The organism is Acinetobacter piscicola, from assembly GCF_002233755.1.
Classification (GTDB): Bacteria; Pseudomonadota; Gammaproteobacteria; order Pseudomonadales; family Moraxellaceae; genus Acinetobacter; species Acinetobacter piscicola.
This window is the reverse complement of record NZ_NIFO01000006.1, coordinates 32,832-54,766: the sequence shown is the minus strand read 5'-3', so window position 1 is coordinate 54,766 and position 21,935 is coordinate 32,832. Positions and strand designations below refer to the sequence as shown.

Annotated in this window: 20 protein-coding genes; 4 read left to right on the top strand and 16 right to left on the bottom strand. The window is 38.0% G+C overall.

The window, feature by feature from the left end; genetic code table 11:
• Positions 1-6: 6 nt before the first annotated feature.
• The 12 genes from ispG to CDA10_RS11040 all read right to left on the bottom strand — a co-directional run bounded on the left by ispG (position 7) and on the right by CDA10_RS11040 (position 11,181).
• On the bottom strand, positions 7-1,122 hold the full coding sequence (ispG, locus tag CDA10_RS11095; RefSeq protein WP_089605671.1) for a flavodoxin-dependent (E)-4-hydroxy-3-methylbut-2-enyl-diphosphate synthase: 1,116 nt from the start codon (positions 1,120-1,122) through the stop codon (positions 7-9).
• A gap of 21 nt (positions 1,123-1,143) precedes the next feature.
• A complete protein-coding gene (locus CDA10_RS11090) occupies positions 1,144-1,932 on the bottom strand; it encodes a helix-turn-helix domain-containing protein (protein ID WP_089605670.1) in 789 nt (262 codons plus the stop codon).
• Complete coding sequence (gene pilW, locus CDA10_RS11085; protein WP_089605669.1) at positions 1,923-2,726, bottom strand: type IV pilus biogenesis/stability protein PilW; 804 nt, start codon at positions 2,724-2,726, stop codon at positions 1,923-1,925. The genes CDA10_RS11090 and pilW overlap by 10 nt, the downstream gene beginning before the upstream one ends.
• A 58-nt stretch (positions 2,727-2,784) precedes the next feature.
• On the bottom strand, positions 2,785-4,020 hold the full coding sequence (gene rlmN, locus CDA10_RS11080) for a dual-specificity RNA methyltransferase RlmN (protein ID WP_089605668.1): 1,236 nt from the start codon (positions 4,018-4,020) through the stop codon (positions 2,785-2,787).
• A 179-nt stretch (positions 4,021-4,199) separates the two neighbouring features.
• Positions 4,200-4,631 carry a nucleoside-diphosphate kinase gene (ndk, locus tag CDA10_RS11075; protein ID WP_089605667.1) on the bottom strand — a complete coding sequence of 144 codons (432 nt, stop codon included), beginning with the start codon at positions 4,629-4,631 and terminating at the stop codon, positions 4,200-4,202.
• 130 nt (positions 4,632-4,761) lie between these two features.
• Positions 4,762-4,962 (bottom strand): Fe-S cluster assembly protein IscX, encoded by a 201-nt coding sequence (gene iscX / locus CDA10_RS11070; protein ID WP_089605666.1) that lies wholly within the window; start codon positions 4,960-4,962, stop codon positions 4,762-4,764.
• 92 nt (positions 4,963-5,054) lie between these two features.
• Positions 5,055-5,606 carry a phosphatase PAP2 family protein gene (locus tag CDA10_RS11065; protein WP_089605665.1) on the bottom strand — a complete coding sequence of 184 codons (552 nt, stop codon included), beginning with the start codon at positions 5,604-5,606 and terminating at the stop codon, positions 5,055-5,057.
• Between the two features lie 30 nt (positions 5,607-5,636).
• Entirely contained in the window at positions 5,637-6,923 is a 1,287-nt protein-coding gene (locus CDA10_RS11060) for a glycosyltransferase family 4 protein (protein ID WP_089605664.1), read from the bottom strand.
• Between the two features lie 178 nt (positions 6,924-7,101).
• The gene (locus CDA10_RS11055) at positions 7,102-7,515 is read right to left on the bottom strand and encodes a hypothetical protein (RefSeq protein WP_089605663.1); all 414 of its coding nucleotides are present in this window, start codon (positions 7,513-7,515) and stop codon (positions 7,102-7,104) included.
• Positions 7,516-7,558: 43 nt separating this feature from the next.
• Complete coding sequence (locus CDA10_RS11050; protein WP_089605662.1) at positions 7,559-9,859, bottom strand: fimbria/pilus outer membrane usher protein; 2,301 nt, start codon at positions 9,857-9,859, stop codon at positions 7,559-7,561.
• Between the two features lie 9 nt (positions 9,860-9,868).
• Positions 9,869-10,579 carry a fimbrial biogenesis chaperone gene (locus CDA10_RS11045; protein WP_089605661.1) on the bottom strand — a complete coding sequence of 237 codons (711 nt, stop codon included), beginning with the start codon at positions 10,577-10,579 and terminating at the stop codon, positions 9,869-9,871.
• A 95-nt stretch (positions 10,580-10,674) separates the two neighbouring features.
• Positions 10,675-11,181 carry a hypothetical protein gene (locus CDA10_RS11040; protein ID WP_089605660.1) on the bottom strand — a complete coding sequence of 169 codons (507 nt, stop codon included), beginning with the start codon at positions 11,179-11,181 and terminating at the stop codon, positions 10,675-10,677.
• Between the two features lie 709 nt (positions 11,182-11,890).
• On the opposite strand from CDA10_RS11040, the gene CDA10_RS11035 reads away from it, so the two are divergent.
• On the top strand, positions 11,891-12,817 hold the full coding sequence (locus tag CDA10_RS11035) for an esterase/lipase family protein (protein WP_157909353.1): 927 nt from the start codon (positions 11,891-11,893) through the stop codon (positions 12,815-12,817).
• 106 nt (positions 12,818-12,923) lie between these two features.
• Positions 12,924-13,592, top strand: a complete 669-nt coding sequence (locus CDA10_RS11030; RefSeq protein ID WP_089605658.1) for a hypothetical protein — start codon at positions 12,924-12,926, stop codon at positions 13,590-13,592.
• A 171-nt stretch (positions 13,593-13,763) separates the two neighbouring features.
• On the opposite strand, the gene CDA10_RS11025 is transcribed toward CDA10_RS11030, so the two are convergent.
• The 4 genes from CDA10_RS11025 to CDA10_RS11010 all read right to left on the bottom strand — a co-directional run bounded on the left by CDA10_RS11025 (position 13,764) and on the right by CDA10_RS11010 (position 18,066).
• Positions 13,764-14,594 carry an XAC2610-related protein gene (locus CDA10_RS11025; RefSeq protein ID WP_089605657.1) on the bottom strand — a complete coding sequence of 277 codons (831 nt, stop codon included), beginning with the start codon at positions 14,592-14,594 and terminating at the stop codon, positions 13,764-13,766.
• 91 nt (positions 14,595-14,685) lie between these two features.
• Positions 14,686-15,702, bottom strand: coding sequence for a ketol-acid reductoisomerase (ilvC, locus tag CDA10_RS11020; protein ID WP_089605656.1), 1,017 nt, complete (start codon positions 15,700-15,702; stop codon positions 14,686-14,688).
• A 148-nt stretch (positions 15,703-15,850) separates the two neighbouring features.
• Complete coding sequence (ilvN, locus tag CDA10_RS11015; RefSeq protein WP_089605655.1) at positions 15,851-16,342, bottom strand: acetolactate synthase small subunit; 492 nt, start codon at positions 16,340-16,342, stop codon at positions 15,851-15,853.
• Positions 16,339-18,066: an acetolactate synthase 3 large subunit gene (locus CDA10_RS11010; protein WP_089605814.1), complete on the bottom strand. Its 1,728-nt coding sequence runs from the start codon at positions 18,064-18,066 to the stop codon at positions 16,339-16,341. Before CDA10_RS11010 ends, ilvN begins: the two co-directional genes overlap by 4 nt.
• 578 nt (positions 18,067-18,644) lie before the next feature.
• Between CDA10_RS11010 and CDA10_RS11005 the strand changes: the two genes are divergently transcribed.
• Together CDA10_RS11005 and leuS are read left to right on the top strand one after the other, a co-directional pair.
• Positions 18,645-19,034, top strand: coding sequence for a DUF4124 domain-containing protein (locus CDA10_RS11005; protein ID WP_089605654.1), 390 nt, complete (start codon positions 18,645-18,647; stop codon positions 19,032-19,034).
• 134 nt (positions 19,035-19,168) lie between these two features.
• Positions 19,169-21,790 carry a leucine--tRNA ligase gene (gene leuS / locus CDA10_RS11000; RefSeq protein ID WP_089605653.1) on the top strand — a complete coding sequence of 874 codons (2,622 nt, stop codon included), beginning with the start codon at positions 19,169-19,171 and terminating at the stop codon, positions 21,788-21,790.
• The last annotated feature ends 145 nt before the right edge of the window (positions 21,791-21,935 follow it).

Genomic DNA, 21,935 nt, shown 5'->3' with positions numbered 1-21,935 from the left:
ACTTACTCAAAAACTTGTACGTATAATCTCTTTCGCTTTAGCTTCTTCAAGCTCTTGCACACGTTGACGAACCATCGTTTCGATTTCATCAACCAACTGATTCGTATCTATTAAATGGCTCTTTTCACCATTACGATACACGAGTGAGCGCGGACTTGCACCTACCACCCCAATATCGGCTTCTTTGGCTTCACCTGGACCATTTACTTTACAACCAATGACAGATACATCCATTGGTGTGCGAATATCTTCTAAACGCTCTTCCAAAGCTTGCATCACTTTAATCACGTTAAATTCTTGACGTGAACAACTTGGACAAGCGATGAAATTAATACCATTCGAGCGAAGTCCTAATGATTTTAAAATATCAAAACCAATTTTAACTTCCTCTTCTGGCTCAGCTGCCAATGAAATACGCATGGTGTCACCCACACCTTCCATCAACAAACCACCCAATGCAATTGCAGACTTCACAGAACCTGTGCGATACACACCTGCTTCAGTTACGCCCAAATGCAATGGATTATCAATCTGTTGTGACAATAAACGATAAGCATCCATTGTTAAAAACACATTCGATGCTTTAACAGATACTTTAAACTCATGAAAGTTCAAACGATCGAGAATATCAATATGACGCATCGCAGACTCAAGCAAAGCTTGACCTGTAGGCTCACCATATTTCTTTTGAATATCTTTTTCCAAAGAACCCGCATTCACGCCAATACGTATAGAAATATCATGGTGACGAGCTGCAGCAACGACTTCACGAATCTTGGCTTCAGAACCAATATTACCCGGATTAATACGTAAGCAATCTGCGCCCATATCTGCAACTTTCAAAGCGATTTTATAATCGAAATGAATATCTGCAACCAATGGTACTGTCACACGTTTACGAATTTCACCAAAAGCTTCCGCCGCTTCCATTGAAGGTACCGAAACACGCATGATATCTGCGCCAACATCTGCACAACGTTGAATTTGAGCAACGGTTGCATCAACATCGCAAGTTTCAGTATTAGTCATACTTTGAATACTAATCGGGGCATCACCACCGACATACACTGAACCTACACGTATTTTACGTGTAGGACGGCGTTTGATAGGGTTCTCAATCATGATCTTTCTACTCTTTGCCCATTAACGTGACAAACGGAATTCTGCTTTTCCGTTCACGGTATATGGTGACAATGAAATCTGTTCATTATTAAGGCTTAATGACACAGCAGTTGCATCATCGAGTCGAATTTCGAATGGTGAAGTCCCGCTGATATTTAAAGTAGCCGATTGACGTCCAGTTGCCAAAACTTTACCTGTACTATCTACAATATGTACAGATGTTGGATGGCTAAAATTCAACACCATTTGATCGCTAGAAGTTGAAGCTGAATTGTTTAAATTCAATACTTCTACATCAGACTCTTGCGGCTTAACATCAGCATCTACGTTCTTGTTCGATGTCCACTTTTGAATTCCCGCAATCAAAGCCCAAATGACGGCAATAGCGATCAGCGCGATAAAAAAACGCTTTAACCATTTTTTATTGCGATCTCGGTTTGAACCTGGGAGTTTCCCCATAATTTTAATTGGGGAATTGTTCAAAGCGTGATTCGGTAAAAGCCCCGTATCATTTTGGTAAATTTCATCGAAGCGTTGAATGATTGCTGTTGCATCGACATTCAAATACTTTGCATAAGAACGATAATAACCCTTAATAAATGTTGCTTCAGGTAATGATTTATATTCATCATGTTCCAATGCTTGTAAAGTTTTTACAGGCATTTTCAATTCTGAAGCAACATCGTTAATGTCTAGGTTCTTAGATACTCGAACTTGACGCAAGTACTCACCTGGACGTTGAACATTTCCTAAACCATTCGATGCTACGTTTGAACCTGTAGGTTGCTGTGAATTAGGATTTACTTCCATACGGCCTCAGTACTGTACTGTAATTGCAAATAACGTTGATATTCTTGACTTTCTGGGAACAAAGCACGGAGTTGATTGACCAATACTTGCATTCCCATTTGGTCATTATTGGCACGAGCGATACGTAAACCAATCCAAAGTGCGCGTGCACCTTGGTTATTCTGACCTACTAAACGAACATATTGCTCATAAAGTTGACTTGCTTGCGCACTTTTTTGCTGTAAATAAAAAAGTTCAGACAATTCCACCATCGCAATAATGGATTCACGATTGACTTGCAAAGCTTGTTTAAATGCTTTTTCAGCATTTGCTACATCGCCAACCTTAAGATAAACACGCCCTAAATTTTCTAGTGCTTTATAACGTTGATCATAACCAAGCGTTGCACCTGCTATCTGGAGCTGTTCGATGGCGTCATTATAGCGCTCAACAACAAATAAATATGTTCCATAATTATTACGGGCTTGTGCATTTTTTGAGTCATTGGAAATAGCGCGCTTAAAATAGCCATCCGCTTTTTCCATACTGATTTTACTGCCTTCTTGTTGCAGCAAAACACCCATCATCATATTTGCAGTCGAATCTCTTGGTTCAGCTTCTAAAGCTTGATCCAATGAACGCTTTGCAGCATCCAAATCACCTGTCCGAATATATTCAGCAGCAAGTTGAGTACGAACTTTAACTGCTTTTTCAGGATCTTTTTTTGTAATGGTATCGGAGCCTGTAGATTGGCAAGCCTGTAGTACCAATGCAGATAAACCAATCGCTAAAATAGCAATGGTTTGTGAATACATCGACTTTCTCAAAGCTTGCCCCCGATATTCCATTGTGTAGATTTATCCTACAAATAAATTAACCCTGCGAACGTATAATTTCATTACGTTCCGCAACTTTCTTCTTCCATTGTTCTGCACGACGTGTTCGATCTGCCACTTGTCCAACCAATTGCCCACAAGCTGCATCGATATCATCGCCACGTGTCTGACGAATCGTACACACAAATCCTGCATCAGACAAAGTTTTTTGAAAAGAAATAATACGATTTCGACTTGAACGCCCATACGGTGCGTGAGGAAATGGATTAAAAGGAATTAAATTAATTTTACTTGGTAAATTTTTCAATAACTTAATCATTTGTTGTGCATGTTCAGGATGATCATTCACACCCTCCAACATCACGTATTCAATTGTAACGTGCTTACGCGAACTTTCATTACCATCTTTGGTAATATAACGTTGACAAGCTGCGATCAATTGTTCTAATGGGTATTTTTTATTAATTGGAACCAATTCATTACGTAATTCATCATTTGGCGCATGTAAAGAAATCGCCAAAGCGACATCAATATCTTTAGCTAACTGATCAATCTTTGGAACCACACCTGAAGTTGATAATGTGACACGGCGCTTAGACATACCATACGCAAAATCATCTAACATGATATTCATTGAGCTCAAGACAGCATCATAATTCAGTAGAGGCTCGCCCATGCCCATCATCACGACATTGGTCACTGAACGCTCACGCTCTGCAACAGGCACATCTTCCATATAAGAATGGTTTGCGACCCACAACTGACCGATAATTTCATCCGGCGTCAAATCACGTTGGAAACCTTGTTTACCTGTTGAACAGAATGAACAATCCAATGCACAACCTACTTGTGAAGAAATACACAAAGTTTTACGTAAACCTGTTTTATCCTCGGCTGGAATAAGCACGGTTTCAACCAAAGAACCATCACCATCGCCAACACGGAACACCCATTTACGTGTTCCATCTTTAGAATAATTACGGTGCACTACTTCTGGTGCTTTGATTTCACAAATTCTTTCTAATTTTTCACGTAATTTTCCTGAAATATTGGTCATTTCAGCAAAATCAAGCACAAAAAACTGGTGAATCCATTTCATCACCTGTCCTGCACGGAATTTTTTCTCCCCGATATCTTCGAAGAATTTTTCCAATTGCGGACGTGACATGCCAAGTAAATTCACTTTCTCTACTTGCTCAAGTTGAACAAATTTAGATGATGCAGGCTGCTGTTCATCTTGATTTAACGATGAAGCGACAACTTCAGAATTCATGTGATTACTACCTAAAACACGTCATGGGATGAAACGTATTGATCAACAATTGAACAATAAATACAACAAAAATAAAAAAACCAGACAAGCAGTATATCACCTATCTGGTTTCGGGTCTGTTACCAATTCATAAATCGGAGATTTAATGATTGAGTAAAAGAAACCCTAAATACGTCGAATTAACGAGTACGTGGGCAAACTTCAGTTTGAGCGAAGAAGTAGTTAACTTCACGATCAGCAGATGCAACTGAGTCAGAACCGTGTGCAGCATTTTCGTCGATGCTTACAGCGAAATCTGCACGGATTGTACCAGGAGCAGCTTCTTTAGGGTTTGTAGCACCAAGAATTTCACGGTGAGCAAGAACTGCGTTTTCACCTTCAAGAACAGATACAACAACTGGACCAGAAGTCATGAATGCAACTAAGTCAGCAAAGAAACCACGTTCTTTATGTTCAGCATAGAAACCTTCAGCTTCTGCTTGAGAAAGTTGCTTCATTTTAGTCGCAACGATTTTAAGACCAGCTTTTTCGAAACGAGCGAAGATATCACCAATGTGGTTTTTAGCAACTGCATCTGGTTTTACGATAGATAAAGTACGTTCAATAGCCATGATCGGCTCCTTAAGTCAATTTGACACGAAATTTTTGGCGCATTATACCGAATAATCGATCATTTGCTGCTTTTAATCTGTAAAAAAATAGTTTTTTCGATGTACAGTGCTTTAACACTGTGATTCAACATCAATTCGCTTCATCAATCCAAGCCATTTGAATCGCTTCAAGCAAGCCTTCCGTCGACTTGGTTGGATCATCTTTAAAATCAGGCAAAGCACAAATCCACGCATGTAAATCGGTAAAACGTACCCATTGTGGATCGACATCTGGATGTGCTTCACTTAGTTCAATGGCGATATCCATTGTATCTGTCCAACGTAAACCCATTCGATCTTCCTTCGCTCAATAGTTCAATTCAATATAACTACTGTACCAAATATCGCCGCTTTCAGAAACTCGCCTTTTTCAGAAATGAACCATTATAAAATCACACCAAACAAAGGCGCACTTAAAATGATTAGACTTGCGACACTCGCTCCAATCAATGCACCGACTATCACATCACTTGGATAATGCAATCCTAAAACCATACGTGACAATGCGACTAAAACAGTAAAAGGTAGCATGATAAAAAGTAATAAAGGCTGAATATAACCAAAGACAATCGTTGCCATCACGGCATGCAAGGTATGCCCAGAGGGAAAGCTAAAATGATCCAATGGGCGTTCACCCATGATAATCACCTGATGTACTTGATAAGGTCTAGGTCTTACCGTTTTATGTTTTAAAAACTTATAAATCACTGTTCCTAAAGAACCAGCAATAAGCACGTAAATGATCTGAATCGCATATGCCAAACCCATTTGCAGCCAAATTAAAGCCAACATGGTGTACCAAAAGCCACCATCACCTAAACGGCTAATTACCTTAAAGAATATTGCGATGCTTTGAGTGTGGGATAAATTATTGAGATATAAACAACCTTTTAAGTCGAGATCGAGCATTTTTATTTTGGTATTTTTAAAATTCATTGTCACTCTCCTCTTTGAATTAGAGATCAACTAAGTCAACAACAGCGCATCCTGTGTAACTTGATACAGTGCCTGCTCAAACTGTTGTACAGGATGCTGCCATCCCACATGTTGCACATCTTGCATCGCCATATTTCCCATACGTTTTAGCGTTTGATTATCTGGCAAATCAAAGATGTGCTGAGTCAATTGGTGTTTTTGCCCTAATGGGCTTAACCAACCTGTTTGTTGGTGCTTAACATGCAATTGTGCGCATGCATAATCATAAGCAATGATCGGTAAACCACTTGCCATGGCTTCAAGCACCACATTACCAAAGGTTTCAACTTGACTAGCAAAAACAAATGCATTGGCACTTGCATAAGCTTCAGCAAGTTGTATGCCACTCAAACTCCCCATAAAGACAACCTGATCTGCACCCTGCATTTTTTCTAAGCGTGTACGATCTGGCCCATCCCCCACCAATACCAGCTTTACTTTCTTTTGAGTGTGTTTTTTTAATGCACTATAAGCATCGATCAAGACATTAATTTCTTTTTCAGAGGATAGTCTGCCGACATAAAGCAATACCGTCGTATCATCACTAACACCCCATTGCTGTCTGAGTTTTTCTGAATATCGTTGTGCTGAAAATCGCGCAGTATCAATACCACGCCCGACCACGACTAAAGGACAAGTCACACCAAATTCACGCAGTGCTATTTCAGTATCACGACTAGGCACGCAGGTCAGTTGTGTTGCGTTATGAAACCAGCGCAAATAACTCTGAATTGGTCGAACCAAAAATGCCAAATCAAAAAAACGACTAAATTCTTGAAATTGTGAATGAAAGCCACTCGATACTGGAATCTGCTTAGATTTCGCTGCATGTAAAGCTGTAAAACCCAGTGGGCCTTCTGTCACAATATGCACCACATCGGGCGCAAAAGAAGAAATCGCTTGGGATACTTTTAAATATTGAGGCCAACCAAATTTCATATCTGGATATTTGGGAATAGATTGCCCATTCACCAAACATTCTCTATTTGGGGAAAAGTCATGACATTTGTGCTTTTGCTCAGGTCGAATCAATAAAATTTTATGACCCTGATTCTGCAACCCCTTACAAAGTTGTAGTAGCGATAATGCAACACCGTTGATTTCAGGCGGCCATGTTTCTGTCACGATGGCTATTTTTAAACGTGGCTTGGTTAAATCACGAATCAAGTTTTCACTGTGCGTCGTAATGTTCTGCTTTTTTTGTTTAAAATAGAATTTAAAATGATCGGGTACTTCTTGTTGTCTAAACTGCAAGGTTTCTGCGTACGTCTTGTTCATACGACCTAATCTCTTCATTTTTAAATAGATTAGGTGTTATTTCTTACATTTTAATGATTTTTTCGTGACGTTTTTTTGACAGTCGGAATAAAAAATACTACACCAAATACAATAATGCCTTAATTTTCAAAAAACTAAGGCATTATATGGGTTAAACCATCAATTTTAACTGATCAAGTTAAAACATCAAATTCACAAAAATAACATCTCTATATTTACCCGCAGGTACTCGTATAGAAGGCTGATCTTCTAACTGGACTGCAACCACATACTTATGCCCTTGGTTGGAAGCCTGCGCTGACAAAGGAACATTCCAAAGGTTTGCATTTGCACCTGTAATGCTCATCCGTGTACGCAACCGATATTTACCATTACTGACAAAGCTATTGCCATCACTACTGTTCAAATTCAGACTACTAAACCGAATCGAATAAGATTGATCACAACGCACTGAAAAGCTGGTTGCTGTTTGGCTTTTGTAATAACTTCCCAAACGCATATTGGTTTCGCTCATTTCCCCCATACTACACTGGTGTGCATAGCCTGATGTTGCCATAAAGATCGTTACTAGCATCAACAAAAATATTTTCATTTTCATCTCCATGCCTGTTCAAAAGCGCTGATGAATAAATCACTTATTCACAAACTAGCTCAATCACTTTGGATGCCATTTCTTCCAAACGTTCTTGAGGAATATCGAGTTGTGCATTGCAGGTACGTTCACCAGAGGTTTTCACGAATAAACGGTATTTGCTTGGTCTTAATCCATATAAGTAAACCTTGCCATCCGCATCAACTGGGGAAAATTCTTGCCGATTGTCATCAATATAGACTTCTGAAGCTCTTGATAATGTTTTGTGATCAGGGGTAAATAATTTCACAACCATGAGTTTGGTTTTGTAAATCGGAAAATTAATCACGTAACCACGTTGATTTAACGCAACAAGTTTTTTATCAGCATATTCAATTTTATCCTCTATCGGTATCTGATCTTGGTCGAAAGATAAGTCATAGGAAATATATGGCACGATATTATGAACAAACACAGATCCATCTTTCAGTGTTGTTGCAACTGGTGATAATGAACGGAATACATCCACATCGGCATAATCACCAACTTTAACTAAAGCGAAAGCATTATCCACATACTTGGTCATTGCAGTATGACCACCCAACAATGTTAATGCACCACGATAAGTGACTTGGGCATTATAGAAATTTTCTGCACTACGATCATAACTGACACCTAAATCCCCATAAGTAGATTTAAACATCGCATAACTGTTATAAGAAACATCCCCATCTTTTTGATTCACCCCCAATGAATAATCAATACCATTTTGAACAGGGGAATTTTTTACCCAACGCAATCGACTTTCATTATCTGTAGAATGATCTGCATAAACACTTCGATTGTTATCAAAATAATAACTAAAGGAAAAAAAAGCACCTTCATTACCATCATCTTGAAATTCTTTAAAATAACTGGCTGAAAATGATATTTTTTTCCCAATCATTCTGGTAAAACCTAAATTGAGTATTTTGGTATCTGGAAAACTAAATTGCGGATTTTCATGATAACGTCTTTCCACATAGTTAAAGTTCACATTATTCAGATAGGGCACATTATAAAGACTGAGATAAGCAAGATTATCAAATTTAGTCGTTTCAATAAAATCACTATAACCCAATGATTTATATGTTGGATTTGAATATTTACTACTCACACCCATCGAAAGATTACCTACACTTCGCGTTAATGAAGCACCTATAGAATATCCTTCATCTAATGATGTACGACTTCCGCTAACACTCAGGTCCAGTAAAGCAAAGCGGCTAATCCCTTGTGTCCAAAGTAATCCAAAATTTTGTAAGTCTTTACTATAAGATGCATTGAATCCCAACGTCGTCTGATCACTAATCCCACGTCTAAAATATGCACTTGAAAAAAACTCACGATAATCGTCATCAGAATACTCATAGTCGTAACGAATTTTCCCCAGTGAAAAACTATATTCATTTAAATCAGGTTTTAATAAACGACTATTGATATAAACAGGGAATTTTTGAACGGTTCGATTCCCCAATACATCTTCGACAACAATCTGTGCCTCACCCGCTTGTTGAATATTCGCACCAGACTGAAGTGCATAATGCCCTGGAGTAACAGACTGTTGATAAATATTCACCCCGTTAATATAAAGATCGACGGTAGATGGTAATAAAGCACTCCCTTTCAGGGTAGGCATATTCCAGTAAATAAAATCAGGATGCTCAGTAAAGTTAGTACCGTAAGTCACCCCTCCGAAACGAAAAGAATTCATTAGCGGACTCCAAACAGTAGTCGTATCTCCTACCGTCAACCGGGTATAACGTTCAGGAAAATCAATATCAAGCACGGTACTTAAACGAACAACTTTTTGATCTTCCGCTGAGTCTCGATAAACCATGGCATTTTTAAATAACCAATAATCTTTAAATACCCCTAACTCAGCCAAAGTACTAAAACTATGAGTATCGTTATCTTTACCATAAAACATTTCATAATTTAGAAAAGCACCAAAATGTGCTGGATCTGGCATCGACTTATCTTGAGCAAAATCACTACCGACAAAATAATCCGCAGGAAGGTCTATTTTGATTGACTGCAATGCCAAATCGACTTCAGCATTGACTTTTCCATCTGTCACCAAACAATATTGCGCTTGTGCCGGATTTTTTTGAAGTTTAGCAATCAAAATTTGTAATTTCTCTAAAACCGCACATTCCACATATTTTGATTGGTTTTCTTCAAGTAATAATGTTTCAGTATTTCGATCAATCCCATTTAACCAAATGTTACTGATCGTGACATTTTGAGGAATATCCGTATTTGCCTGCGTTGTTACCACTCCACACAACACACATTGGATAAAAAGCAGAGTTCGTGCATACATAGCATCCCCCTACAACTTCATTTCTAAAGGTTTTTCATCTTTATCTGTGTCAATTTTTAACGTGTATTGTGTTGAATTATTAAGTTTCACTTTGCCAAAATTAAAAGTATATTGTTGTCCATGAAGTAGGTATCTCATTTCATTACTGACAGCAACTTCTTTTTGATTGGCATCGACAATTGTAATTTTGAAAATCTGTAGATGAGAGCTAGCATCATTTTTAACATTCATCACCAAATTATCTTGGTTATATGCCGTTTTAATATCCAGTTTTTCTTTATCTTGATTTCCTAGAAATAAAGGGACTGAGATATTAAACAAAAAACTCACCGAGGTTTCTGTGGCAACAGCAGGTACTTCAGTAAAAATAATACGCCAAGTTTTTTCTTGCGGGGCTACGATTGCAGCTAAGGGTTGACTAAAACCAACACGTACAATCTGCTTACTCTCTGGCTGAATAACAAAGTTTTTTGGGTTGATTAAAATCGTTGGATCTGGCTCAAGCACATCCTCATTCTTGTCATTCTGCGTCCATTTCACTGCAGACATTTCAAATATTTTTGCTTCCTTAAGACCACTGGATTCCAGTGTGATTGTCGCACTGCGCTGTCTGGTCTTTTCTGAGATATAGAGTTGGATCGGACTAATTTTTAAACCCGCATAGAGATTTGGGCTTAACAAGACTGTTCCAAGCACTAGCACATTGAATAATTTATTCATAACTAAAACCCCTGTTTTTTTTATTTTTCAAATGAGTAGACTCCACCGTAAAGATAGAGTCTACTTTTCACATAGATTTATTTAAGCAACACGAGTTAGAAATAGACTCTGATCTTGTACTGGTCTGTATACACACCCGCTGGTTTGCTGATTCCAACAGCAGCACTGGTGACATTCACGTTATAAGTATTCCAACCACCCAATGCCACAGCAATATTGTTTTGAGGAGTATTTAAAGGAATATTTGTCGCACTACCTGCTAATTTTGTGGTTACAGTGATTGGTATTTCATTTGCACCCATTTTCACTTTTGAACCATTGAGTGTAGATACTTCTAAGTTATAAGGAGCATTGGCACCCACTTTAAACTGCCCTGAGCCAGCACCACCATCTTCTAATGTAATTTTGCTTGTTAAAACATCCAAGTCACAATGTTTTTTGACTGTTAATTCAATTGGAATTTGCCCAGTACAAGTTTCACCACAACCTGACGGTGGACGACCTCCGCGATCTGCACTACCTGCATCATCTTCAGCATAGATTGCAGTTGAAGCAGCACCCAACACTAGTGTAGCAAGTAAAGATTTTGTAAACACGTTCATAATGTAATCCCCAACTTGTTGAATTAATCCTTTCCAATTAAAGGATGATTAATTTATAAAACGAAGAGCTAATTATGAGAATCACTAAAAATAAGTAGATTATAAATTTAATGAAAAAAATATTAAAATTTTAAAATAAATGAAAATTTAAAAATAAATAAACTTATAACAATCAATTCATTATGTATTTATTTTCAACAAAAATATTAATTAATAAAATAACAAAATTATTTTTAATAACAAATAAAAACTACTTAAAATTAAGTATTGTTTATTATTTTAAATAATAGTTTTCGAAATTAAAATAAATGAAATTAAAAAGATAATAAAATAAATCTTTAAAATACTTAAAAATGTAAAATAAATCACACTTCCAATTACTATATAAATGTGTTTACTTTTAAAATTTCAAAAAGATGATTTTTTATTTACAAACAACTTTTTCTAAGATTATGCGCATTCTAAAATAGAACGCATAATCCAACCTGAAGCATCATCAGACGCCTAAGAAATATACTTTCAATAAAGAAAATCAAATACAGAACAGATTATCGGAATTAACTAATAATATGAATCTATATACATTATGATGAATTTATTCCAACTTTAGTTGGATTTTGTGATTAGGTTTTTGACATCAACAATAACTAGCATATTTATTTTTATTTCAATGCCAATAAAATTTAACATAGCTCAAGGAACATTCACTATGACTCAGCGAATCCCCCCCTTTCAATTATTATTCAAACAGTTAATGACCTTTTTCTTATTTAGTTTTTATGCATCTTTTACCTTTGCTGGAACGTACGACCAAACGAGATATCCAGTCATTCTACTCCATGGTTTTTTAGGTTCTGAACATTTGTTAGGTTCAGATTATTTTTATGGTATTCCTGACGCGCTTCGCCAAGAAGGCGCCGTTGTTTATGCACCTACACGTTCAGCAGTCAACTCCACAGAAGTACGTGGTGAACAAACCATTGCATTTCTTGAGAATTTACGCCAACAACACGGCTATACCAAGTTCAACTTAATTGGTCACAGTCATGGTGGAATTGATGCACGTTATGTCATGGCAAAACATCCTGACTGGGTTGCTTCAGTGACAACAATAGGCGCCCCAAATGATGGCTCTTTTCCATCAGATTATGCATTAGCTAATCCATGGACATCGATACTGGATTGGATGTATGAGCTCGTTGGCGGTATCAGCAATACATTGGATGGACATAATTTACCCCAAGATAAACAAGCTTATTTAAACTCAACCAGTACCGTAGGTATCCGAGCGTTTAATCAAATTTACCCTAAAGGTGTAGTGAGTAACTGTGGTTCTCAAGCTACGCCATATAATAATGGACATTATTTATACTCTATGGGTGGAACTGCTGTGCTCACCAATGGCTTTGACATTACCGATCCATGGATGTTCGCACAGTCATTACTTTCTACACAGCCTAATGATGGTTGGATCAATCGTTGTTCAACACATTTTGGATATGTTCTACAAGATAATATTCCATGGAATCATTTAGATGAAGTCAATCAAACCAATGGCTTAGTTGGTCTTTTTGCACCGAACCCTATCATTGTGTACAAAGCCCACGTCAATCGACTTAAAAATATCGGCTTATAAACGCATTGATTAATATGCGATAAAAGAAAGGAATTCGTTCTTTTCTTTTATCCACTTTCAACTAATTTTTATTCAAATATTCTACTGTTATCATTAAAGACATCATATGAAAAAAGTATATTTCATCATTGGTTTGATCACTATTCTCAGTATATTGCTATATTTCTATTTCAATCAAACAACACCAACAGAAGCGTTTGATCAATCAAAAAACTCCTCATCAAAACAAATACCGACACAAAACACAAATTCTTCAGCACCCATATTAACCACTGAAAAACAACCACAATCATCTCAGAAGGCTGATAAATTATCTACATTTCTACCACAAGCACAGATAGCACTTGAGCAACATCCATTATTAAAAGGCACGCAAATTTTAGCAAATTGGGAATTTACTCAAGACGAGCAACTCATTATCAATTCAAATATTAAAGATACTTTTGATTACTTACTCGTCGTTTATCCACAGGTTGGTAAAACTGGTGTTATGGCGCTTGCACAACATATTTTGCAAGAAAAGCAAGCTACCTTGCCTCCTGATGCACAAAAAAAACAGTTCAATGAAGCGCTACTTTTAGATGCGTTAGAGCGTTATATAAATTATCAAGAACAGGCTGAACAATTCGCAAAACAAATCAAACCTGAAACCACGCAAAATGCAGAGCGTATGGAACTGGTAAGAAAAATTCGTGTTCAATATTTGGGGCAAGATTTAACAGATGCTTTTTATCCAGAACAGGAAACACACGCTAGCGCACAACCACAAAATTAAAAGAGAAAGCGCTTTAAATAGCCATCTTTTACTACTTTTTACTATCACTCTTACTGCTTATTTAAAACAAATTCAAAACTACTTAGAATTAAGTATTGTTCATTATTTTAAATCATGATTTACGTCCAAAAAGCTGAATTTAGCCTGTAAATTCAGCTTGCTTTACCCACATCAATTGTTATTCGAAATACGATTCAACAATCCATTTTCAACTTGATAAACCTGCCCATTTCCAAAATCAATTTGTTGTTTTTCACCCTGTAAATTAGGAAAGCCAACAATTTTTTCTAATTGTGGAGAACGCTGAAATTGTTTTGTTTTAGGATTATATATCCAATAAACATAGCGCTTTTCATCCACAGTTCGACCTTGTGCCACATCTGATAAAATTAAATCGTAATAACCATCAAAGTTTATATCCATATAACCAATACTATTCGGATAAGCGTTAAATCCCGTTAAGCTCTGTACAACCGTATTGTTATTTTTATTCAAAACATCTACACGTTTTAAGTTTTTCCCATAAGGGCTATTCGGATCAATCAGTCCATAAAACTTAAAAATAAACACAGGTTTATTGCTTACTTTAAAAGCGGGTTCAAACTGTATAGATTGACCAATAGCATTTGAATGATCCGATAAAGATGCTTTAAACAAACCTGTATTTGCATTCAATATACCTGTCAGTTGATAACTGTGATTTACTGCATCCACAGAATTATCACTCATTGATTTTAAATCTAACTGATCTCCCTTTTGCGTACCTTTAAAACCAATTGTTGTACTATTCATCAAATCAATCAATGTCGCATGCGGATTGGCAATTCCTGCATATAAACTCATAAAGTATCGCCCTTCACTCGATTTGAGCATACGTTGCATAGATACGCGCACACCACTGAATGGTTTGAGTTCAGTATTTATCGCTGACGGTACTGTTTCTGCAAAACCAAAGCATGAAATTGATAATGTGGTCATTGCGACAAAGAATTGTGTTTTCATGATTTAGTACGGCATTCAAATGATCAAGAATGTGTAATTTATCACAAAAAAACCCACTCAAAGGAGTGGGTTTTTACAAGAAAACTAAAAATTAGTTCTTTTCTTTATCTACAATCTTGTTTGCTTGAATCCAAGGCATCATCGCACGTAACTTGTTACCTGTAACTTCGATACCATGTGCTGCATTCTGACGACGACGCGCAGTCATAGAAGGATAGTTCAATGCACCTTCGTTAATGAACATCTTCGCGTATTCACCAGATTGAATACGTTTAAGCGCATTACGCATCGCTTCACGAGATTGTTCGTTAATCACTTCAGTACCTGTTACATATTCGCCATATTCAGCATTGTTAGATACTGAATAGTTCATGTCCGCGATACCGCCTTCAAACATTAAATCAACAATCAATTTAAGTTCGTGTAAGCATTCGAAGTAAGCCATTTCAGGTGAATAACCTGCTTCAACTAAAGTTTCAAAGCCCATTTTAACCAATTCAACAGCACCACCACAAAGAACTGCTTGCTCACCGAATAAGTCAGTTTCAGTTTCTTCACGGAAAGAAGTTTCGATGATACCAGTACGACCACCACCTACGCCTGAAGCATAAGAAAGCGCTAAATTACGTGCATTACCAGAAGCATCTTGGTGAATTGCAATTAGATCTGGAACACCTGAACCACGTTGGAATTCAGAGCGTACAGTATGACCAGGTGCTTTAGGCGCAATCATGATTACATCTAAATCTGCACGTGGTACAACTTGGTTATAAAGAACAGCAAAACCATGAGCAAATGCTAAAGTTGCACCTTCTTTGATATTAGGTTCAATCACATCACGATAAAGTTGAGATTGGAACTCATCTGGAGTCAAAATCATAACTACGTCAGCTTGAGCAACTGCAGCAGGAACTTCAGCAACTTTAAGACCTGAATTCTCAGCTTTCTTCCAAGAAGTAGAACCTGCACGTAAACCAACAGTTACATCTACGCCAGAATCTTTAAGGTTAAGTGCGTGTGCATGACCTTGTGAACCATAACCAATGATCGCTACTTTTTTACCTTGGATGATAGATAAGTCGCAGTCTTTATCATAAAAAATTTGCATTGCTGTCTCCGCTAAAATGCTGTGTTTCCTCTTCTTATCCTGAAGATTTTTGTTTGGAATCTTCTAGTCTAAGTCCCTCTCCAATTGTCAGGAGAGGTTATACATGAGGGAATAAAAAATCAAATATTAATCACTGATTGAGATAAAACTAGAGTGAAAGTACTTTTTCACCACGAGCAATACCAGATACACCTGAACGCACAACTTCTAAAATTGTATTTTCAGCAAGCGCATCAATAAAACCATCGATCTTCTCTGTTGTACCTGCAATTTGAATGGTATAAGTCGTCGGTGTTACATCGACAACTTGAGCACGGAAAATATCAGCTGTACGCTTAATTTCAGCTCGCGCAGAACCTAATGCCTTGACTTTAATCAGCATTAGTTCACGTTCAATATGTGCGCCTTCAGACAAATCAACAACTTTAACAACCTCAACTAATTTATTGAGTTGCTTGGTAATCTGTTCAATTTTGTGATCATCACCATACGTTGTCAGCGTTAAACGCGACAACGTTGGGTCTTCAGTAGGTGCAACATTCAGTGTTTCAATATTGTAGTTACGCTGACTAAACAAACCAACTAGACGAGAAAGCGCACCAGCTTCGTTTTCAACGAGTACAGAAATAATATGTCTCATTCAGTACGCTCCCCTTTAGACAACCACATATCTTGCATAGATTGACCTGCAATAAGCATTGGATATACATGCTCTGTACGGTCAACCATCACATTGATGAATACACATTTATCATTAATTGCCATTGCTTCTTGAAGCTTAGATTCAAGCTCATCCGCATGATCAATTTGAATACCTACATGACCGTAAGCTTCCATTAATTTTGGAAAATCAGGCAATGACTCGATATAAGAACTTGAATGACGTCCTTCATAGTTCATATCTTGCCATTGTTTAACCATACCTAAAGCACGGTTATTTAAGCATAAAATTTTAAAATTCATGCCATATTGCTTACAGGTCGATAACTCTTGGATACACATCTGAATCGATGCTTCACCAGTGATACACACTACTTGCTGATCAGGGAAAGCAAGCTTAGCTGCCATTGCGTATGGCAAGCCTACACCCATCGTGCCTAGACCACCTGAGTTGATCCATTGGCGAGGACGCTTGTATTTATAATACATTGCACCAAACATTTGATGCTGACCAACGTCTGAAGTAATGATCGCTTCACCATTGGTAATACGATCCAATGCTTCAACCACTTGTTGTGGTTTCATCACACCATCAACGCCAGGTTCATAACGTAAACCATGAACTTTGCGCCATTCATTGATCTGTGCCCACCATGCTGCGATCTCTTCAGGATTTGGTTTTGAAACATTCATTTGTTTCAATTGAACCAACATTTCTTGAAGTACAGGTTCTACCGCACCCACAATTGGAATATGTGCCATGATTGTTTTTGAAATCGTCGCAGGATCGATATCAATATGAATCACTTTAGCATTGGTACAGAATTTAGCAGGGTTATTGGTTACACGGTCATCAAAACGCGCACCGATTGCCAAAATAACATCTGCATTATGCATGGTCATATTGGCTTCATAAGTCCCGTGCATACCCAACATGCCAATGAATTGCTCATCATTACCAGGAAAACCACCCAAGCCCATCAAGGTATTGGTCACTGGGTAATTTAATAAATGTGCTAATTCAGTCAATAATCCAGAAGCATTCCCCTGAACAACACCACCACCTGTATAAATAACAGGGCGTTTAGCGTTAATCAGTTCTTCAATAGCTTTACGAATTTGACCTGAATGACCTCTTTGAGGTGGCTGATAAGAGCGCATTTTCACTTTATCAGGATATTCGTAAGCAAATTTTTCAGCAGGATTAGTTACATCTTTAGGAATATCAACAACAACAGGTCCCGGACGACCAGAAGATGCAATATAAAATGCTTTTTTAATAATTGAAGGAATTTCACTCGCATGACGCACTTGGAAACTGTGTTTTACGATCGGACGAGAAATACCGACCATATCCGTTTCTTGGAAAGCGTCTTCACCAATCAAATGCGATGCAACTTGACCAGACAAAATCACCATTGGGATTGAGTCCATATAAGCTGTTGCAATTGGTGTTACGGTATTTGTTGCGCCAGGTCCAGAAGTGACGAGCACCACGCCTGTTTTGCCCGTTACGCGTGAATAAGCATCTGCCATATGACCAGCAGCTTGCTCATGACGTACGAGATAATGATTGATTTTATCTTGTTTAAATAGCGCATCATAAATATGTAATACTGCGCCGCCTGGATATCCAAAAACATGTTCAACGCCTTCGTCCGCCAATGCACGAACTAGCATTTCACCACCAGATAAAAGTTCCAACGTATTCACCCTAATCTTTTTTCCACAGCCCTATGGGAGACATAGTCTGTGTTTTCATTCGTTGATTGTGCGCTCTGTTATAGCACACATATTTAAAAGTTTTTGCAGCAATAAATAATAAAATCTTCGCACAGCCGTTTGAGCTATATGAATCACTGAAATATGTTGGGATAAACATTTTTCGGTTAGGTTCGTTTTCTCGGCTTAGAGAAAACGTTATTGCCTGCTTTGATACTTTTATTCGAAGGGTGATCGAATAAAACATCTGAAACTAAAGCAAGCATTTTTGTAGTTTTAGCGAACAAAGTCAAGGTTTCTCGCTGGGTTTTTATTGATTATTTACCATCCGCTTATTTTTAAAACTATTCCTTTTTTTTGAATGATTTATAAATAAAATTTCAATCACTTATAAATCAATAAAATTTCGAGAGAATTATTTAAAAAAATACAAAATAGTATAAAATATAAACAAATCCAGTTAAATATGCAGGTTCGTATAAAAAGATCCAATGTATATTAACAACTCGGAAAATTTTAACGTCCTGTTTATATAAAGTTGACGCAAAGGTCTTTTAATAATGAAACAAAAACATGGTCTGACACATACGGTTCTAGCGACATTGGTAGCAGCTACACTAGGCATGACAATGACGACAACGCATGCAAAACAATATTATAAATGGGTAGATAGCAAAGGTTCTACACATTACACCACAACACCGCCACCTAAAAACTCACGGAGTAAAACAAAAGTAGATACTTATGGTTGGGGAGGAAATTCAACACCAGTAAAAACTGCACCTGTGCCTGTACAGCCTGTGGCCACTCAGCCAGCTGTGCCACAAACTGCACCACAACCTGTTGCGAATGGGCAAAATTCAGCACCAATAGTCGATCAGCAAAAAGAAGCGAATGCCGCATTACAAAATGCTCAAAAGGTGTCTTCAAATGCCGAAGTTGCTCGATAATTGGATTAAAGTGCCAAAATAATAAAACACTTTAATTTTTTCAGTTTTAAATCACACGCAAAATTCACTTTTTAGTGCATTTTGCGCTATGCTGTGCAACACAGTTTTTTAACCATTATTCTCAAAATACGTTTATGACTACTCATATTGACCCTGAATATCAAGCGAGCGCGATTGAGCCTCAAGTCCAAAAAGACTGGGAAAATCGCAAATCATTCAAAGTTGCCGACACTGTAGAAGGTCCACGTCGTTATATCCTCTCGATGTTCCCATACCCAAGCGGCAAACTGCATATGGGTCATGTGCGTAACTATACAATTGGCGATGTGATCAGTCGCTTTCACCGTCTCAAAGGTGAAACTGTTCTACAACCGATGGGTTGGGATGCTTTTGGTCTGCCTGCTGAAAATGCAGCGATTGCCCATCAAGTTGCTCCTGCAAAGTGGACTTTTGAAAATATCGCATATATGCGTGATCAGTTAAAGAAACTTGGGCTTTCTGTCGATTGGGATCGTGAATTTGCAACGTGTACACCAGAATATTATCACTGGGAACAATGGTTATTCGTTCAACTATATAAAAAAGGTCTGATTTACCGCAAACTTTCAACAGTGAACTGGGATCCAGTGGATCAAACTGTACTTGCCAATGAGCAAGTTGAAAATGGTCGCGGTTGGCGTTCAGGTGCATTGGTAGAAAAACGTGATATTCCAATGTATTACTTCCGCATTACAGACTATGCGCAAGAATTATTAGACGATTTAGATACGTTAAAAGATGGTTGGCCACAACAAGTCTTGACCATGCAACGCAACTGGATTGGTCGCTCACAAGGGATGGATGTTACCTTCCCTTCTGCAAATCCAGACATTTATGCAGATGCTTTGACTGTTTATACCACTCGTCCAGATACTTTAATGGGTGTGAGTTATGTTGCTGTAGCAGCAGAACACCCTATTGCACTGAAAGCAGCTGAAAACAATGATGCTTTAAAAGCATTTATTGAAGAATGCCGTATGGGTTCTGTTGCTGAAGCGGATCTTGCGACTGCTGAGAAAAAAGGCATGGCAACAGGTCTATCTGTAAAACATCCTGTGACAGGTGAAGAAGTTCCTGTTTGGATTGCCAACTATGTGTTGATGTCTTACGGTTCTGGTGCTGTGATGGGTGTACCTGCACATGATGAACGTGACTTTGAATTTGCCAATAAATTTGGACTTCCAATCACCCAAGTGATTGACAATGCTAAACAAGGTGATGGCGAATACGACGCACAAAATTGGCAGGAATGGTACGGCGTTAAAGAAGGTACTCTAATAAATTCAGGTGAATTGAATGGCTTAACCATTCAGCAAGCTTATGACGCTTTGCTTGCTAAATTACAACCACAAGAATTGGCGAATCCTAAAGTTCAATTCCGCTTACGTGACTGGGGCGTTTCTCGTCAACGTTATTGGGGTTGCCCAATTCCAATGATCAACTGTGAGAAATGTGGTCAAGTACCTGTTCCTGAAGAACAACTTCCAGTTGTTCTGCCAACAGATGTTGTTCCAGATGGTTCAGGCAACCCGTTAAATAAAATGCCTGAATTTTATGAAACCCAATGCCCAAGCTGTGGTGGCGATGCACGTCGTGAAACAGATACATTGGATACCTTTGTAGAATCATCTTGGTATTATGCTCGCTATGCATCTCCTGATTTTACTGGTGGCCTAGTTAAACCTGAAGCTGCGCAGACATGGCTTCCTGTAAACCAATATATCGGTGGTGTGGAGCATGCGATTCTACATTTACTTTATGCACGTTTCTTCCACAAGTTAATGCGTGATGAAGGTGTAGTACAGGGCAATGAACCATTCACTAACCTTTTAACTCAAGGTATGGTGCTTGCTGATACTTTCTATCGTGAAGCAGATTCAGGTAAGAAAACTTGGTTTAACCCAGCAGATATCGAGTTAGAGAAAGACGAAAAAGGTCGTATTATCTCAGCAAAATATAATGGTGATGGCCAAGAGGTTGTGGTTGGTGGTCAAGAAAAGATGTCGAAATCAAAGAATAATGGTATCGACCCACAAGCCATTATTGACCAATACGGTGCAGATACTGCACGTGTGTTTATGATGTTTGCTGCACCACCAGATCAGTCTTTAGAATGGTCTGATGCAGGTGTTGAAGGTTCAAATCGTTTCTTGAAACGTGTTTGGCGTTTAACGACAAGCTTCCTTGAAAAAGGTAACTCTGCTGCCGCGATTGACACTGCAAAGTTGTCTACTGAAGCGCAAGACTTACGTCGTAAAACCCATGAAACCATTCAAAAGGTCGGTGATGACATCGAACGTCGTCATGCATTCAATACAGCGATTGCTGCATTGATGGAGTTATTGAATGCGAGTAATAAGTTTGATGCAAAAGATGACAATGATGTTGCTGTAGCACGTGAAGCGATTATGACTTTGCTTACTTTGCTTGCACCGTTTGCACCTCATTTAAGTCAAACTTTATTGGCTGAGTTTGGTATTGATTTAACCACTGTGTTATTCCCTACTGTGGATGAATCTGCTTTAACACGTAATACACAAACGATTGTGGTGCAGGTGAATGGTAAACTTCGTGGTAAATTAGAAGTGTCAGTTGATGCATCGAAAGATGAATTATTGGCATTGGCAAAAGCATTACCAGAAGTTCAACAATTCTTGACTGGCCCAACCAAGAAAGAGATCGTTGTACCGAATAAATTAGTGAATTTAGTGGTTTAAAACGCTTTAAAGCTCCTTCTTAAGTTCCCTCTCCTTCTAGGAGAGGGCTAGGGAGAGGTAAATTCCCCTCATCCTAACCTTCTCCCTGAGGGAGAAGGAACTGAAAGCGATAAACAAAACCCAAACAAAGCCCGTTGTCATTCAA